The sequence below is a fragment of the Streptomyces venezuelae genome, from assembly GCF_008642315.1.
GTDB lineage: Bacteria > Actinomycetota > Actinomycetes > Streptomycetales > Streptomycetaceae > Streptomyces > Streptomyces venezuelae_D.
In genome coordinates this window covers 1842096-1859041 of the sequence record NZ_CP029192.1, presented here as the reverse complement: position 1 = coordinate 1859041, position 16946 = coordinate 1842096, and the positions used below count along the sequence as shown (strand labels likewise).

12 protein-coding genes are annotated in these 16946 nt (G+C 70.9%); 1 reads left to right on the top strand and 11 read right to left on the bottom strand.

The genetic code is table 11. The features are described from left to right. The first annotated feature begins 16 nt into the window (after nt 1-16). Entirely contained in the window at nt 17-1177 is a 1161-nt protein-coding gene (locus DEJ48_RS07835) for an XdhC family protein (protein ID WP_150215472.1), read from the top strand. Between the two features lie 27 nt (nt 1178-1204). Here the strand turns inward: DEJ48_RS07835 and DEJ48_RS07830 are convergent, their stop codons facing one another. The 11 genes from DEJ48_RS07830 to DEJ48_RS07780 all read right to left on the bottom strand — a co-directional run bounded on the left by DEJ48_RS07830 (nt 1205) and on the right by DEJ48_RS07780 (nt 16899). Next, nucleotides 1205-1651, bottom strand: a complete 447-nt coding sequence (locus DEJ48_RS07830) for an SRPBCC family protein (protein WP_150215471.1) — start codon at nt 1649-1651, stop codon at nt 1205-1207. A 48-nt stretch (nt 1652-1699) separates the two neighbouring features. Then, nucleotides 1700-2500, bottom strand: coding sequence for a polysaccharide deacetylase family protein (locus DEJ48_RS07825; RefSeq protein WP_150221045.1), 801 nt, complete (start codon nt 2498-2500; stop codon nt 1700-1702). An 86-nt stretch (nt 2501-2586) separates the two neighbouring features. Then, nucleotides 2587-3138, bottom strand: coding sequence for a hypothetical protein (locus tag DEJ48_RS07820; RefSeq protein WP_150215470.1), 552 nt, complete (start codon nt 3136-3138; stop codon nt 2587-2589). A gap of 39 nt (nt 3139-3177) precedes the next feature. Beyond that, on the bottom strand, nt 3178-3603 hold the full coding sequence (locus tag DEJ48_RS07815) for a hypothetical protein (protein ID WP_150215469.1): 426 nt from the start codon (nt 3601-3603) through the stop codon (nt 3178-3180). Between the two features lie 25 nt (nt 3604-3628). Next, on the bottom strand, nt 3629-4438 hold the full coding sequence (locus tag DEJ48_RS07810) for a hypothetical protein (RefSeq protein ID WP_150215468.1): 810 nt from the start codon (nt 4436-4438) through the stop codon (nt 3629-3631). A gap of 49 nt (nt 4439-4487) precedes the next feature. Continuing rightward, complete coding sequence (locus tag DEJ48_RS07805) at nt 4488-4970, bottom strand: hypothetical protein (RefSeq protein ID WP_150215467.1); 483 nt, start codon at nt 4968-4970, stop codon at nt 4488-4490. A 23-nt stretch (nt 4971-4993) separates the two neighbouring features. Then, the gene (locus DEJ48_RS07800; RefSeq protein ID WP_150215466.1) at nt 4994-6436 is read right to left on the bottom strand and encodes a hypothetical protein; all 1443 of its coding nucleotides are present in this window, start codon (nt 6434-6436) and stop codon (nt 4994-4996) included. 165 nt (nt 6437-6601) lie between these two features. Next, nucleotides 6602-8128 (bottom strand): pyridoxal phosphate-dependent decarboxylase family protein, encoded by a 1527-nt coding sequence (locus DEJ48_RS07795; RefSeq protein WP_150215465.1) that lies wholly within the window; start codon nt 8126-8128, stop codon nt 6602-6604. A gap of 760 nt (nt 8129-8888) precedes the next feature. Next, nucleotides 8889-11207, bottom strand: coding sequence for a glycosyltransferase family 39 protein (locus DEJ48_RS07790; RefSeq protein WP_150215464.1), 2319 nt, complete (start codon nt 11205-11207; stop codon nt 8889-8891). Between the two features lie 251 nt (nt 11208-11458). Next, on the bottom strand, nt 11459-15337 hold the full coding sequence (locus tag DEJ48_RS07785) for a PQQ-binding-like beta-propeller repeat protein (RefSeq protein WP_223831948.1): 3879 nt from the start codon (nt 15335-15337) through the stop codon (nt 11459-11461). Between the two features lie 122 nt (nt 15338-15459). Further along, nucleotides 15460-16899: an RICIN domain-containing protein gene (locus DEJ48_RS07780; protein ID WP_150215463.1), complete on the bottom strand. Its 1440-nt coding sequence runs from the start codon at nt 16897-16899 to the stop codon at nt 15460-15462. Between the last annotated feature and the right edge of the window lie 47 nt (nt 16900-16946).

The window sequence follows — 16946 nt, the reverse complement described above, 5'->3', positions numbered from 1 at the left end:
CCTTGAGGAGGCCGAGATGCTGGACATCGCCGACGAGCTGAACCGGTGGGTCGAGCAGGGACGTGACTTCGCCGTCGCCACCGTGGTGGCGGTCGGCGGGAGCGCGCCCCGGCAGCCCGGTGCCGCGCTCGCCGTCGACAGCGACGGCACGGCGATCGGCTCGGTCTCCGGCGGATGTGTGGAGGGCGCTGTCTACGAACTGTGCCGACAGTCCCTGGAGGACGGCGAGACCGTCCTCGAACGGTTCGGCTACAGCGACGACGATGCCTTTGCCGTGGGCCTGACCTGCGGCGGCATCATCGACATCCTCGTGACCCCGGTCCGTGCCGGCTCCGCGTCCAGGCCGGTGTTCGCCGCTGCCCTGGCCGCTGCCTCCGCGGGGGAGGCGGCCGCCGTCGCCCGGGTCACGTCCGGGCCCGCCGAGCTCCTCGGCCGTGCCCTCCTCGTCCGTACGACGGACGGGGCGGGTGCGTACGAGGGCGGCCTCGGCGGACACCCCGAGCTGGACCGCACGGTGGCGGGGGAGGCCCGCGCCCTGCTCGACGCGGGGCGCACCGCGACCGTGGAGATCGGCGCGGACGGCTCGCGGTGCGGATCGCCGCTGGAGGTCCTCGTCGAGTCCAGCGTCCCGCCGCCCCGCATGATCGTGTTCGGCGCCATCGACTTCGCCTCCGCACTGGTCCGCATGGGCAAGTTCCTCGGCTACCACGTCACCGTGTGCGACGCCCGGCCCGTGTTCGCCACCCCCACCCGCTTCCCCGACGCCGACGAGATCGTCGTCGAATGGCCGCACCGCTACCTGGAGCGCACGGAGGTCGACGGCCGCACCGTGCTCTGCGTCCTCACCCACGACGCCAAGTTCGACGTACCGCTCCTGGAGCTGGCGCTGCGGCTCCCCGTCGCCTACGTCGGGGCGATGGGCTCGCGCCGCACGCACGAGGACCGCAACAAGCGCCTGCGCGAAGTCGGCGTCACCGAGCTGGACCTCGCGCGCCTGCGCTCGCCCATCGGCCTCGACCTGGGCGCCCGTACGCCCGAGGAGACCGCCCTGTCGATCGCCGCGGAGATCGTCGCCAACCGCAGGGGCGGCAGCGGAGTCTCCCTCACCGGGGCGCACACCCCCATCCACCACGACGGCTCGCGCGAGCTGTCCGGCCGGATCGGTTCGGTCGCGTAGAGCCTCACGGCACCGGACGCACCGGACTCACGCAGGACCGGCCGCGATGAGCCGGTCCGCGGCGCGCCCGAACATCCGCCGCGCCACGGACGAGAGCACCCCGTCGCAGAACGCGGGCAGCCCCCGTACGCGCAGATCCTCGCGCCACACCACCGCGGACCCGGCGCCCGCGGCGGGATAGACCTCGATCTCCGCCCAGCCCGTCACGAACGAGCCGAGCTTCTCCAGCCGGCACCGCCCCGGCGCCGAGCCCTCCGGCGGGCACCACTCCACGACCTCCATCACGTCGTCGAAGCCGACGGGACCCAGCGCGCTGCGCGCGACGAAGACCGTGCCCACGTGGGTGGGCGGGGGAGTGCCGACGGTGATGCGGGTGAGCGGGGCGACGTCGCCGTGCCGCTCCCACGCGGTGAGCCTGCGCCACGTCTCGGCGGCGGGCAGGGGGGTGTCGCGGGTGATCTGGAAGATGGCCACGCTGTCGAGCGTGCCAGAGGAATCGGCTGTCGGCGGAGGGACCCGCTGCTAGCGGTACACCTTGCCGGGTTCGGCCTTGCCGGGAGCGAGGAGCTGGGGGACCGTCACGAAGACGTAGCCGCGCTTCTTCAGGCCGTCGATGACGCCGGGGACGGCCGGGACGGTGCCCTTGTAGATGTCGTGCAGCAGGATGATGCCGTCCCGCTCCGTCTGGTCCAGGACGCGCTTCTGGATCAGCTTGGAGTCATTGGTCGTGTAGTCCTTGGCGGTGACGGTCCACAGGACCTCCGAGAGCCCGAGCTCCTTGGAGAGCTTGTTGACGTCGTCGTTGGTGCGGCCCTGCGGCGGGCGCATCAGCGTCGGCTTCTTGCCTATGAGCTTCTCGATCGCCTTGTTGGGGCGCTCCAGCTCGCGGCGCGCCTCGTCCGCGTCGATCTTCGTCAGGATCTTGTGCGACCAGGTGTGGCTCGCGACCTCGTGGCCCTCGGCGTCCATCTGCTTCACGAGCTCGGGGTACTTCTCTATGTGGTTCCTGCCGAGCGTGAAGAACGTGGCCGGGACCTCCTTCTCCTTGAGGATCTTCAGGAGTCTGGGCGTGTTCTCGCTGGGCCCCGCGTCGAACGTCAGCGCCACGCACTTGGCCTTGCGGCAGTCGACGGTGCCGAACTTCCCCTGGTCCGCGGCCTTCGCCTCGGCCGCGCCCTTGCGCACGGTGCTCGGCGAGGTGGTGTCGAGCTTGGTGCAGCCGGTCAGCGCGAGGGCGAGGGCCGCCCCCGCCGCGAGGACGGGGGCGGTGCGACGCAACCTCTTGGCCGAGTGCGTCGTCTTGCAGGCGGATGGCGTGTTCATGGGGGGCATGCGATCACTATACACAGGGCGTATACACCTCGTGCATAGTGATCGCCCGCTGCCGGTAATCCCAGGTCAGGGCGGGATCAGACCGGGATCACCCGGATCGAGGGGTGGATGGCCGTGTTCAGGTACAGCCGTTCCTTCTTGTTCTCCTGCTCCAGCTCCAGCACGAGCCGGTACCGGTACAGGCCGGGCTTGGCGGTGCTCATCACCGTGCCGGCCCAGTAGTAGTAGACGGGCGTGTACTTGTCCCGCATCCGGTCGGGCATCCCGTAGATCTTCAGCTCGTTGAAGATCCGCCGCTCCGCCACGTCCTCCTCGTCACCCAGCTCGGTGTCGAGGAAGACGATGTTGTTGATCTTCGGCATGGGCGGCCACGTGCCGTCGAGCCGCTTCTCCATGTCGATCGGGCGCACGATCCAGTTGATGACCTGCCCCTGCTTGCACACCGTCTCCAGCGACGACGTGCCCTGCCCCTTGCCGCCGATGCTGTTGTCCATCATGTACATCGCGTCGCTCAGCGAACCCGTCGCCGTCGCCCGCTCCATGTTGATGAGCGTCACGATGTTGAGCTGGACCGAGTTGAGCTGACCGGGGTTCTGCTTCTCCACGCCGCTGCGCGTAGTGGTGCTCACCGTGCCTCCTTCGCGTACACCGTCATGACTGCCCGGTCCCTAGCCGACGAGGGACGACGACAGGGTGGTGGTGATCGGTTCGTCGCGCGTGCCGAGCCTGAACTTGATCTGGTACGTGATGGGGCCGGCGTCCTTCTTCACCGTCCCGGTCCAGTACGCCACGTCGGTGCCGGGATAGACCTTCCGCACCGGCTCGCAGATGTCCCTGTCGATGATGATGTCGTCGATCGCGACGAACGCCTCGCACTCCAGCGCGAGACAGTTCCACAGGATCTGGTCGCCGCGCCGCGCCTTGGTCTGCAGCTCCTCGGTGCCGAACCCCGTGGAACCGCCGGACTTGTTCGTGTCGTACATGTACAGATGGCCGTGCATGTTGCCGGCCGCGAGCGCGCCGACGGCGTCCACGACGGCGGTGATGGAGATCGGCCGCTTCACGGCGGCTTCCCGCCTCGGTTTGGTGGTCATCCGTTCCTCCTCGTCCGGTGGTGGCTCAGGCGTCGCGGCCGGGGCGCGTGGCAGGGATGGGCAGCTGGCCGACGCCGGCCTTGGTGAAGGCGTTGCGGCGCGGCTCGGAGGTGATCTTCAGGGCCGACGCGCACGTCAGGTTCACCGGGTCCCAGCGGAGTTCGCCGTTCGTCTGCACCAGCTTGTGCAGCTGGATGCGCATCATGTACGAGTACGTCCCCGGGCGTGACGTGTCGACCGTCGCCGACCAGTACCAGCCGTCGGTGACCATGTCGGGGGAGCCGTACTCCGCCGGATACATGATCTTCGAGTCCACGGCCTCGCCGTAGATGTCGGTGATCACCGGCGCCGGGTAGCTCGCCGCGGCCGTCGCGTCCTCGGTGACGACCTGACCCATGACGTCCACGATCTTCTGCCCGGACATCCGGCCCCGGGTGCGCCGCGTCGTCTTGACCCGGGTGCCCACGTTCCGCCGGATGCGGTTGAGCTCGGCCTCCGCGTCGGCGCTCGGCACCGTCGACTTGGCCGCGAGCTCCTGCAGTTCGGCGAGGGCGTCCTCGTCGGTCTGCCGGGCCCGCTCGACCTCGTACCCGCGGGGCACGGTGGGCGGGATGGAACCGAGGCTGTACGGCAGCCAGTTGAGCACCTGCTCGCTGGCCTGGGAGCCGTCGCGCCAGTAGGAGCCGTTGATCGCGGTCACCAGCTCGCCGGTTCCCTGGTTCACGGAGCCGTGCAGCTTCATGTTGTCGAACAGATAGGTGTTGCCTTCGAGCGTGCTGGACGCGAGCGCGTTGCTGACGTCCACGAGCACGATGATCGCCAACTGTTGGGGCATGATTCCGCCTTCGTCGTCGTTCCCGGCCTTGCCGTCGTCGTGCGGTCCGCTACTGGCACATCAACGCGGGTGAATCGATGGACATGACGCTGTTGGAGCCCTCGTACATCTGGAGCTCCAGGCGGTACTGGTACGGCACGCCCGGCGTCATCCAGTGCGGCACCACGCCGGTCCACACGTCGAGGTCGAGCTTGTCGCCCTCCGACTCCTCCTGGCCGTGCGCCTCACCCTTCGATGCGGCGGCGGATCCGGGCGGACTCATGGCCGGCCCCGACGCGGCCGCGCCGTTGTGCCCGTTGGCCGGCTCGAACGAGATGTTCTTGATCTCGACCGGCGTCTGCAGGTCCACGGCGAGCGCGGTCCAGGACACGACCTGGCCGGGCTTGACCACGGTGACGAGGTCCGCCGTGCCCTGGTGGGTGCTGTCGAACGCGCTGTCGTCGACCATGCAGAGGTTGCCGTCGAGCAGCGTCCTGACGGACAGCGCACCGATGACGTCCACGACGGCGATGATGTTCACCTGCGTTTTCATACCGCTCCTGTTCATTGCACTCCCTAGCCGCGGTCCCGTACCAGCGGGACCTTTCCGACGGCGGTCCGCTCGATCTCCGCGGACAGCCTGGGCACGAACTTGAGCTGGAGGGTGTATCCGGTCCTCTCGATGGACGCGGCGTTGGCCTCGCCGTGGTTGAACAGCGAGAGGGCGCGCGGCAGCGCGTTCACGAACACCTGGTGGAGCCCGCACGGGCCGAGCACGGTGTCGGCGCGGTAGGTCAGCCCCATGACGTCGTCGACCGCCGCGTACAGCGTGATCGTCTTGCCCTCGCGGTGGTTGACGAACTGGACGTCGTGCGCCACCGCGTCCAGGTCCACCACCTCGGCAGCCTTCAGCTCGTCGCGCAGCGCCGCATAGGCCCGCGCCCCCGAGTACTGGCTGTCGTTGATGTGCAGCACGTCCCCGGTGCGGCCCGCGAACTCGAACTGCCGCGTCTTCAGGCCGGGGCCGTCGGTCCGGGGCCGGTGGATCATCCGGTCGCCCAGTTTCAGGCGCAGCAGCGGCGTCTCGTGCGCGTGCAGGCGCGTGACGACCAGTTCGCCCTCCTCGCCCTCGGGGACCTGGCGCCCCTCCTCGTCGACGATCTCGATGAAGTGCAGACCCGGCACCGCCGACAGGTAGGGCGACGCGGCGTCGAGCTGCAGGCCGATCGTCTCCGCCTGGGTGGCGGCGAAGTAGCTGAGAATCGACAGGTTCGGGTACAGCGCCTGGAGCTCCACCCGCTTGCGCTGCGGCAGCACACCGCTGCCGTACAGGGCGACGCGGAAGCTGTCGCGGTACTCCTGGCGCATGCCCGCGCCGAGATCGGCGAGGATCGCGATGCCCGCCGAGATCCCCATCAGGGCCTTGGGGCCCCGGTAGGAGAACATGTGCTCAAGGACGGGGGCCGTGACGGGCCCCGCGCCGACATAGTTGACGCCGGGCACGTGCTGCAGCACGCCGCCGACCATCGTGCCGCTGCTCCACATCTGGTAGTCGGCCAGCGTGGTGAACAGCCACTTCGGGTCGCTGCCCGCGAGGTGCCCCGCGAGCTGGTAGGCCCCCATGAAGCGGCCCGCGATCTCATAGGTGTCCTTCAACTCCCGCAGTGCGTACACGACTTCGAGCGGGCTGCCGCCGCTGGTGCCGCCGCTCGCGACGATCTCGAACTCGCCGCGGGTGAGGGGCACCACCATGCCCGGCCGCGCGTCCATGAAGAAGTCGCGCTGAACGTCCTTGTCCGACAGCGGAATGCGCTGCCACTCCTCGTACGTCGCCGGCGCGTGCCCGATGCCGGCGCCGCGCAGCCGCTCGCGCCACAGCGGGTTCAGCAGCACGGTGTTCACCATCTGCTGGAGACGGCGGAGCACGACCGCGTCCTGGATCTCGTGGGGGATCTCGCTGTACAGCGTCTGGCAGACCCGCTCGCACTCGCGCATCTTGCTCGCGAACGAGGGAAGCACGGTGACGGCCTCGACGGATTCGGGCTGCAGTTCCCATTCGGGGATGAGCCAGTTGGCCAGTTCACGGGCGCCGCCGGAGGCCGGGGCGGGCGCTGGAATGTGAGGTGCCTGAGGTGGAACGTGAGGTGCCTGTGGAGCGTGAGATGTACTCAACATCCGTCCCCTCTACGCTTTTTCTGTTCCCTCTTCTCCGTCGAGCAGGTCCTGTGCCGTCCTCTTGATTTCGGACAGCAGCATCCTGAAGTGCTCGCCGGTGATCTGGTGGTTCATCATGACTACGCGCAGTGCGGCCACACCGTCGATGTTCACCTTCGAGATGAAGAAGTTTCCCTCGAATTTGATGCGGTTCCTGATGGCGATCTGCAGGTGGTGCACGTCTTTCTTGTCGACCCGCCTGCCGAGTCTGTTCTCGAGGTCGGCCGGATGGTAACGGAAGCACAGGATGTTCGCTTCCGGACGGTGCACGGTCTCGAAGTCCGGATCGCCCCGCACGGCGCCATACGCTTCCTCTGTCAACTGACAGAGATACTCGATTTTCTCCGCGAACAGGGACCGCCCGTAAATGGCCCACAGTGCCCACAGCGTCATGATCATGGGACGCTTCGTGCACTCGAAGTTCTTTGCGCCGCTGTCGTATGCGGTATAGACGTCCTGTTCCTCGTCGAAGACGTAGCTGGCCTTCTGCCGGAATGCCGAGAGCGCGGTCTCCTTGTTCCGGTAGAAGAGCATCGTGCAGGGCGCGGGCACGAACATCATCTTGTGCGCGTCCCAGGTCAGCGAGTCCGCTTTCTCGATGCCGCGGAGCTTGGTGCGGAGCGCGTCCGACACGAGCAGGCTCGCGCCGTGCGCGCCGTCGATGTGCAGCCAGATGTCCTTCTCCCCGGCCACCTCCGCGAGTTCGTCGATCGGGTCGAAGGCGCCCACCGAGGTGCTGCCGGCCGAGGCCACCATGCAGAACACCTTGAGGTTCTGCCGCTCGGCCGCCTCGAGGGTGGCCCGCACCTCGGCGGGGCAGATCTGCTGCTGCCGGTTGAGCGGCAGCCGGACGAGCTGCGCGTCGCCGATGCCGAGCACACCGGCCGCGCGCGCCACGCTGTAGTGCACGTCCGCGCCGACCGCGATGGCGGGCCTGGGCTGGCCGCGCACCGCCGACCCGCCCTGTGACCAGTAGCCGGGCAGCTTCTCGTTCCTGGCCGCGAGCAGGGCGGTCAGGTTGGCGAGCGAGCCGCCCGACGTGGTGATCATGGTGAAGCCGTCCGGGTCCCACCCGATGAAGCGGTTCAGCTCGTCGGCCATGATCCGCTCGACGGCGCTGGGCAACTGACCCGCCTCGTAGAACGAGGACGGCTGGTTGACCACGGAGCTCACGAAGTCGATGACGCCGGCGAGCGGCACGACTCCGGAGAACTGCCGCCCCATGTACCCGGGGGAGTGGACCTGGATCCCCGTGCGGACGTACAGGTCGATGATGCCCGCAAGGCGCTCCTCGTCGAACGCGGCGATCTTGTCGCGCTCGGTCGTCATGAGCGCCCTCGCGGCCTGGGTGAGCCTGGCCGGTTCGATCAGTTCGAGACCTCTGATCGAGATGTCCGACAGGTGTTTCTCCAGCTTGGCGAGAGCTGTTTCCGAGCTCTCCCTGAAGTGCTGCGGATCAAAGGCGTCCAGCAGCAATCCACTGCGATCCGACGTCAAGTCACTCCGTTCCGATCCGGGATCACTCGAGCGAGATTCCGTCACTAGGGTCCCCCTTTGGAAAGCCCCCGTGTACCCGACATGGATGGTCCGGTGCGCGCGACCGGGCAGAGGCAGGTGCTTTTCCGGCTACGCAGCAAAGGCTTGCCGTCCGGTTGATCAAACCGGACGGCACTTACTTTTCCGGCGGCGCGCTTCCAGCGCAGGCCGCACGGACTTCCCCCCTCGAAAAGTTCTGCGCAGCTGTCATCTCCCCGGCATGGTCAGTGCCTGCCCCCACAGCGACCACGGTAGGCGTCGTCGATAAAACGAGAAATCGAAACTCCGGGTTCTGTCCGAAAGGGAGCGCGGACCACCTGATGGTTTGTCACTCAACAGCCGCCACACGCGCAACCGGAGCGTTCTGCGGCTTCAGGTCGACTCCCCGTTTTTCGGACACCATGCCGTGGGCATGTGCGCGGCGGATAAGCAAAGCGGCAGGACGCGGTGTGGGTGCGGGTTGACGCAAGGCCTTTTCTGCCAATCTGGGCCCCGGTTGCGGGGATCTTTTCGCGGGCCGCGTACGGCGCCGCGACCGAGGCGGATATTTCCCGCTCCGTCAGGACGATCCGGCCATGGCGGCGGGGCGATCGGCGGCTGTTCGAACGAGGTGGAAGGGTCGAAGGGGACTGCCCCGGGGTGCGGTGGCCGTGCCGACGGTTGCCCGTCGGGACGGCCACCGCTCCTCCCCCGTTCGGTGGGTGCGTCGGTCCTCGCCGGTTCAGTGGCTCGTGGCGTCGGACGGTTCGCAGTGGTACAGGGTCTGTGCGGGCGCTTGATCGCCGCCGCGGCCGGTCGCTCCGTACGCCCGCGGGTCGACCTCGGCGCAGGCGGACGCGACCCAGGAGCTGATCTTCGAGGTCTTCGTTCCCGCCGCGGTGACGAGGGCGAAGCGGAGATCACCGGTGGCGACGAGGTGGCGGTACTCCGTGAGGGTGAGGGTGTCGGCGTGCAGCCCGGCGAGCGGCAGGACCGGCGTGCCCTTCGCGTAGACGTAAGGCGCGGACGCCTCCCAACTTTCGGTGGAAAACGCGTACTTGGCGGCCCCGTCGTGTTCCTCGACATACTCGAGGAGGCTGCTCTGGGTGGGCGTCGGCGTCGTGGGGACGCGGACGTCGGACGCGCGCACGGTGCGGGTTCCCGTGGAGATCCGGGGGTCGTTGCCCGGTCCTGCGTACGCGTCCACCGCCGAGCCCCCGTACCGCTCGTTCAGCACCGACAGCGACCAGGCCGTGGGCGCGGCGAACATCGCGACGCATCCGGCGAGCAGCCCGACGAGCACGGTCCTGCGGGAGGCCACGAAGGGGGCCAGGGCCAGGACGGCGACGAGCGTGGCCGCCACCAGGAGCGGAATGAGCCAGGGCGCGAAGTCGACGTGCTTCGAGGCCAGGTGGATCGTCCAGCCCGCCTCGGCCGCGACCACGGCGGGCAGGAGCCAGGCGCGCGGCCCGCCGGCCGCGGCGCGGTGGGCACGCCACAGGGCGACGGTCCCGGCGGCGGACAGGGCGGTGAGCGGCGGCGCGAGGATGGCGACGTAGGCGGTGTGGGGCAGGTTGCCGAGCGCGCTGAGCACGGCGGCGGCCGTGACGAGCCAGGTGCCCCACATCAGGTGACCGGCCCGGCCCGGGTGCGTGCGGGGGGCCTGGCGGTGCCGTGCCAGACCCATCGCGAGGGAGATGAGCGCGAGCGGGTACAGCCAGGCGATCTGGGGTGTCAGGCGGGGGCTGCGGAGGAGCTTCAGCCACAGGGAGGTCCGGGACGGCGCCTCGGACCCGACCTGCCTCCCGGCGGGCGCGGCACCTGCTCGCCCCTTCCGGTCGGTGTTCTCGGAGGGCGCGCCGGTGGACCCGTCGGGCTGTGCGCCGGAGGGGGCGGGGGACTGCCTGCCGGACGGTGCGCCGGATGGTCCGTTCGACGGCGCGCTCGACGGCCCGTCCGATGGCCTGCCGGACGGTGCGCCGGATGGTCCGTCCGACGGTGCGCCCGACGGCCGCCGTGCCGTGCCGCCCTGATCGCGGCCGTCCGCGGCGTCCGTGCCGTCCGGCCTCGCGTCGCTGTCGGTGCGCGGCGGGGTGCGCGACGTTCCGCCGCTGCCGGTGGGCGGCGGGGTGCGGGATGCTCCGCCGCTGCCCCAGAGCCCGTTGCCGCTGACCGGCGCCGCCCCGTCGACCAGCCCCGCGTGCAGCCGGTTGAAGCCGTTGTAGCCGAAGACCATCGCCGCCGCGCTGTTGTCGGTCGAGCCGTCCACGTACGGGCGGTCGCGCTCCGGGGTGAACGTCATCAGCGCCACCCACGACAGCGACACGGTGAACATCAGCGCGCCCGCCAGGGCCAGTTGACCGAGCCGGCGCCGCAGCCGGACCGGCGCCGCCACCACGTAGCCGACGAACAGCGCGGGCACGATGACCCACGCCTCCATCATCTTCGCCTGGAACCCGAGCCCGATCCACAGCCCGCACAGCAGCAGCGACCGCAGCCGCGCGCTCCGCACGGCCCGCTGGTACTGGTCGGCGGCGAGTACGAGGCACATGGTGACCGAACCGTCGAGCATCGCGTGGCCGAACATGGAGGCCGCCACGGGCGTCACCGTGAGCAGCCCCGCGGCGAGCAGCCCGGCGGCGGGCCCCTGCCAGCGCCGCACCAGCCGGTACATCACCAGTACGGAGATCACGCCCATGACGCACTGCGGCAGCACCAGCGCCCAGTCGTGGAAGCCGAAGATCCGCGCCGACAGGGCCTGCGGCCACAGGAAGCCGCCGATCTTGTCCAGGGTGAGCGTGGCGGACGGGTCGAGGCTGGTGAAGAGGAACGCCTCCCAGCTCACCGACATGCTGCGTGCGGCCATGGAGTAATAGGGCGCGAAGCCGCTGCTCGTGATGTTCCACGTGTAGAGGAGGGCGGCGAGGGCGGCGATGCCGAGGAGCGCGGGCCTGGCCCACCGGGGCTGGCCGGCGGGGGAGCGCCAGAACCGCAGTCGGCTCCGGGGCGTCCGTTCCGGCGAGGTCCGGCTCGCGGGCGGCGCGCTGGTCAGGGACGTCATGTCTTCGCTTCTACCGGTACGGGGTTGTCCGGGGTCGGCCACGACGTACCGGACAACAAGCGCCGGACAACAGGCGCCGGACGGCGAGCGACCACAAGTGCCGGACGACAGCGCCGGACGGCGAGCGACCACAAGTGCCGGACGGCAGCGCCGGACGGCGAGCGACCACAAGCGCCCCCAAGTGCCGGACAAGCTCCCGGCCACGGCCACGGCCACGTCACGGCCACGGCAGCCCTCCGCTCGGCCCTCCCTCAGCGCACGCAGGCCCGCCGGGGCCACTCATCTCCGTCGGGGACGTTCAGATACCGGGCGCGTTCCTCCCGGCTGAGGTCCCTGCGCAGGGACCGGCAGATCCGGTCGACGGCCTCGTCCGCGCCGCGGAGCACACCCCACAGCCGCAGCGTGCCGTCCTCGCCGCCGCTGGCGACCGTGCGGCCGTCCGGGCCGAACGCCACGGACCACACGGCACCCTCGTGCCCGGTCAGGGCAAGGTTCTGGAGTCCCGTGGCGGCGTCCCACAGCCGTACGGTCCCGTCCCGGTCCCCGCTCGCCACTGTCCGGCCGTCCGGGCTGAACACCACCGACATGGCCCCGCGGCGGTTGCCGGTCGTGGCGCGCGGCACGCCCGTGGCCGTGTCCCAGAGCCGCAGCCTGCCGTCGTCGGCGCCCCCGGCGACCGTGCGCCCGTCCGGGCTGAACGCCACCGTCTGCACCGGGGACTTGGTGCCGGTGTGGAGGACGCGGGACTCGCCGTCGGCGGCGTCCCACAGCCGAAGGGTCCCGCCGTCGCCCCCGACGGCGAGGGTGTGGCCGTCGGCCCCGAACGCCACGGACCGGACGCCCTCCGGCTGCCGTCCCGGCGCCCCACGCGGCTCCCCGGTCTCGGCGTTCCACAGCCGTACGACACCGCCACCACCGCCGTCCCACGCCCCGCCCGCCGCAAGGGTGCGCCCGTCACGACTGAAAGCAACGGAACGCGCGGCACCGTGACGCGCCGTCAGTACCCTGAGCCTCTGACCGGTCGCGGCGTCCCACAGCCGTACCGTCCCGTCATCGCCGCAGCTCGCGACGGTACGACCGTCAGGGCTGAACGCCACCGAGCGCACGTCTCCCTGATGCCCCGTCAACACTCGCCGTGTTCCGCCGTTGGCCGCGTCCCACAGTCGTACGGTCCCGTCGCGGGCGCCACCTGCGACCGTCCTGCCGTCCGGGCTGAACGCCACCGCCCGCACGGCGCCCTGCCGTCCGGGCACCGTGACGCGCTCCTTTCCTGTCGACACGACCCACAACCGCACCGTGCCGTCACGCCCGCCGCTGGCCACCGTGCTCCCGTCCGGGCTGAAGGCCGCGGCGGGGACCGAGCCCCGGTGCCCGGCCAGGACCGCACGCAAGGCCCCGGTCGCCGCGTCCCACAGCCGGACCGTGCCGTCGTGCTGGCCGCTGAGCACCGTGCGGCGGTCCGGGCTGAAGGCCACCGACTCCGCGTCCCTGCGCCGCTCGGCGAGCGCCGCGCGCTCCTTGCCGGTGGCCGCGTCCCATGCCCGTACGGTGCCGTCGCGGGCGCCACCGGTCACCGTACGGCCGTCGGGGCTGAACGCCACGGACGCCACGGCGCTACCGTGCCTTCCGGCCCGCAGCACACGCGCCGTGCCGCTCGCCACCGCCCCCAGCCGCACCGTTCCGTCGTCGCCACCGCTGGCCACCGTGCGGCCGTCCGGGCTGAACGCGAGGGAGAGAACGGCTCCCTGATGGCCACTCAGGGTCCGCCGTACTGTCCCCGTGGCCGCGTCCCACAGGCGTACCGTGCCGTCGCGGCCCCCGCCGGCGACCGTGCGCCCGTCCGAGCTGAGGGCCACCGCCCGGACGTCACCCCGAAGGCCGGTCCTCATGGCCCGCGAGGACCCGGTGGCCGTGTTCCACAGCCGGACGGAACCGTCGTCGCCGCCTGCGGCCAAGGTGTGCCCGTCGGCCCCATAAGCGACGGCCACGACCGCACCTTGACGAAACGTCAGCACTCTGCTCACCTTGCCGGTCACGGCGTTCCAGAGGCGTACGGTGCCGTCCTCGCCGCCGCTGGCGACGGTCCGGGCGTCGGGGCTGAAGGCCACCGCCCGCACCTCGCCCCGGTGCCCCGTCATGCGCTGCTGCAGGGGGAGCGAGGCCGTCTTGAAGAGGCCCGCGGTGGCCTCGGGGGTGGGGCGGATGCGGTACGCGTACAGGGCGAGGAGCGAGGCGAGATCCGATTCGGACGGCAGGAGCGCGGCCGACTGCGCGGCGAGCTGCCGGGACAGGGCGCTGCGCTGCTCGGCGACGGCCTCGCGCCGATTGCCCTCGCTGGTCCGGTACTGGTCCCAGGCGAGCAGCCCCGAGACCAGCGCGAGCAGCAACAGGACGGACAGGGCGAGGGTGAAGCGGCGCAGCCGTCGTGTGGTGTGCGCCTCGGCGAGCCGCTCGCGTTCCCGTGCGGCGGTGCTAGCGGTGAGGAAGTCGCGCTCAAGGTCGGTGAGTTCGTCGGCGGCGCGGCTTCCCTCGGGAGGGGAGGTGACGCGGCTTCCCTGAGGAAGGCTCCCCTCGGGAAGGGCGAAGGTGTCCTCGGCCGCGTCGAGGCGTGTGCCGCGGTACAGCGCACCCGGGTCGCGGTGCTCGCGGTCCCACGCGGTCGCCGCGTCGCCGAGCCGCTGGCGGAGCAGCAGCCCGGCCCGGTCCTCGTCGATCCAGTGCCGCAGCCGCGGCCAGGCCTGCAGCAGGGCCTCGTGGGTGAGCTCGACCGTGTCCGTGTCCAGGGTGATCAGACGGGCCCCGGCGAGCGCGTCGAGGACCGTCCGTACGTCGTCGGCTCCGGTGCCGGGTCCGCCCAGGGAGTCGAGGTCGGCGCGGGCCGGCCGGCGTCGCGTGGCGTCGGTGCCTTCGCCGACGGCGACGAGGCGCAGCAGGAGCGCGCGGGCCAGCCGCCGCTGACGGTCGTCGAAGGCGGCGTGGACGGTCTCCGCGGTCTGGCCGAGGGCGTGCCGGATGCCGCCCGCGGCCTCGTACCCGGCGAGGGTGAGCGTGTTGCCCCGGCGGCGGCGCCAGGTCTCGCGCAGGGCGTGGGAGACCAGGGGCAGCACGGTGGAGCGACCGGTGGCGTCGGCGATCACCCGGGCGAGCAGCGCCCCTTCGACGGTGCAGCCCGCACGGGCCGCAGGACGGCTGATCGCCCGGCGCAGCTCGTCGGTGGTCATCGGGCCCACCAGCAACTGGGCGTCGCGCAGGGCCTCGACGAGGCCGGGGTGCTGTGCGCAGCGGGCGTAGAAGTCGGCGCGGACGCCGAGGACGACGCGCGTGCGGCTGTCGGGGGCCTGTGCCGCGGTGAGCAGGGCGGTGATGAACTGCGTACGTTCCCGTATGTCGGAGCAGAGCGTGAAGACCTCCTCGAACTGGTCGACAACCAAGAGGAGTTCGACGCCGTCGGGACGGCCGGCCAGCGCCTTGAGGGCGGTCAGGTGGAGGGCGCGCGGGTCCCCTGAGAGGTCGGAGTGGAGGGCGGTCGCGGAGTCCCCGGACACGCGGGCGAGCCGGGCGGCGCACGCCTCCAGGGGGTGGGTGCCGGGCGCGAGGAGGACGACGTTCCGTCCGAGCGTGTCCTCTTCCCGTACCCGGGGCAGCACCCCGGCGCGCAGCAGGGAGGACTTCCCCGACCCGGACGCGCCGAACACGGCGAGGAAGCGCCGGGAGCGTATCCGTGTCACCAGGTCCTCGGTGAGCTGCTCGCGCCCGAAGAACCAGTCCGCGTCCTCGGGCTGGAACGCGGCGAGCCCCACGTACGGTCCCCGCGGGTCCTGGCCCTCCGCGTCCGGCTCCGCACCCGTGGCGGCGTCCGTCGCCGCGAGCCGGGCGGCCAGCGCGCGCCACCTCGCCTCCCACACCTCCGTGTCCCCGCCGCACGCCCGCACATAGGCGAGCGTGACCGGCAGGCTCGGGAGTCTGCGGCCGCTCGCCGCGTCGGCCAGCGTCGTCGAGGAGTAGTGGGCGTCGCGGGCCAGGCGGCGGTACGGAGGGCTGCCCGCCTTCTCCCGCAACCGGCGCAGCTCGGCGGCGAATGCGGTGAGCTCGCCACCGTCGTCCTCCAGCGGCCGCTCACCCCGTGGCACCGTGACCACCCCCGCTCGCCATTGTCCGGCCCGGCCGCCATCCGCCGGGGCGCCGGAACCGGACAATCCGCCGGCTCGGTGGGTGCGTCGGTGTCAGGACACGTCGGCTGTGCCCGGCGCCGTCAGGCCGCGCGGCGCTCGAACCGCTGGCTCGCGCCTTCCCCGCAGTCCCGCTGGACGAGGCGGGCGCCGTCCTGCTCGGACGCGTCGGCGACGTCGAGGCACTTGCCGCTGTGCCGCGCCACGATCCGGTAGGTGTCGTCGTCGAACTCCTCGAACCGCCACTGCTGGTGGGCCTTGGAACCGCAGCGGTAGTGGACGACGGTGGCGCCGTCGGCGTGGGACTCGTCGGCGACGTCGAGGCACTTGCCGCTGTGCTGGGCGAGCACGCGCACGTATCCGTCGCCCGCGTCCTCGAACCGCCACTGCTGGTCGAGCCCGCCGTCGCAGCCCTGCTGGACGACCGCCGCGCCGTCGCCGGCCAAATGGTCCGCGACGGCCACGCACTTGCCGCTGTGCCGGGCCGCGAAGCCGTAGTGGGGGCCGCCGCCCGCGCCCTGCACGGCGCCGGTGTCCGTGTCGATGGAGGTCTCCGGATACCACGGCAGGTCCATCGTGGTCCTGGTCGGGAAGGCGATCGGCAGCCACACGTACTGCGAGTCGTTGACCGGGCCGTTCCAGGCGCCCGCCCAACGGTCGCCCATGTAGAGGTACGACGTGGCCGAGGAGCCCTGCACGGGGAGGACGGAGGCGGTCTGCGAGCCGTAGCCGTAGTCGTTGCCCGCGTCCTTCATCTCGCTCCACGGCCCGGCGAGGCTCTCCGCCGTGGCGTACTTCTGCTGGTTCGGGCTCCAGCCGCTGGTCCCCGACGTCAGCATGAAGTAGACGCCGTCGCGCTTGAACAGGGCCGGGGCCTCCCGCCACTGGCCTGCCCAGGGGTTGGCGACCATCTCGTCGTAGCCGGTGAAGTCGTCGGTGAGCCGGTAGATGTGCAGGTCGGCGTTGTTCTCCGTGGCCGTGATCTGGTACGCCGTCCCGTCGTCGTCCTGGAACAGCGTCTGGTCGCGGGAGGTCGTACCGCTCGGCGGCCGGAAGCTGCTCTTCCAGGTGTAGTCGCCGTCGACGGTGTCGGAGACCGCCACGGCGGCACGCGCCTCTCCGTAGTCCCTGCCGTTCTCCTTGTGCATCCACATGACGAACGTCTTGGTGGCCTTGTTGTAGAGCACCTTCGGTCGCTCGATGTAGGCGAGCCGGAGCTCCGGGTCGCTGTCCTGTGTCAGGACGTCGTTCCTGTGCTCCCAGGTCTTCAGGTCCGTCGAGCGGTAGACCGAGACGGCCTTGAAGGTGTTGTCGGCGTGCCGGTTCTCACCGAACAAGTAGTAGTACGGGCCGACCTTGATGACGCCGGCTCCGTGGGCGTGGACGCCGTTCCCTTCGGTGTCGGTGAACTGCGTCCCGTTGGTCACGGTGACGGGTGCGGCATGCGCGGCGGTCGAGACGGTCAGCAGCAGGAGCACAATGGCGCACGCGGCCAGCACGGCTCTCATGGCGCGTCGGGGCATCGGATCTTCCTTCGGGGGGTGGGGGGCGATGGTGCGGTGACCGGTGC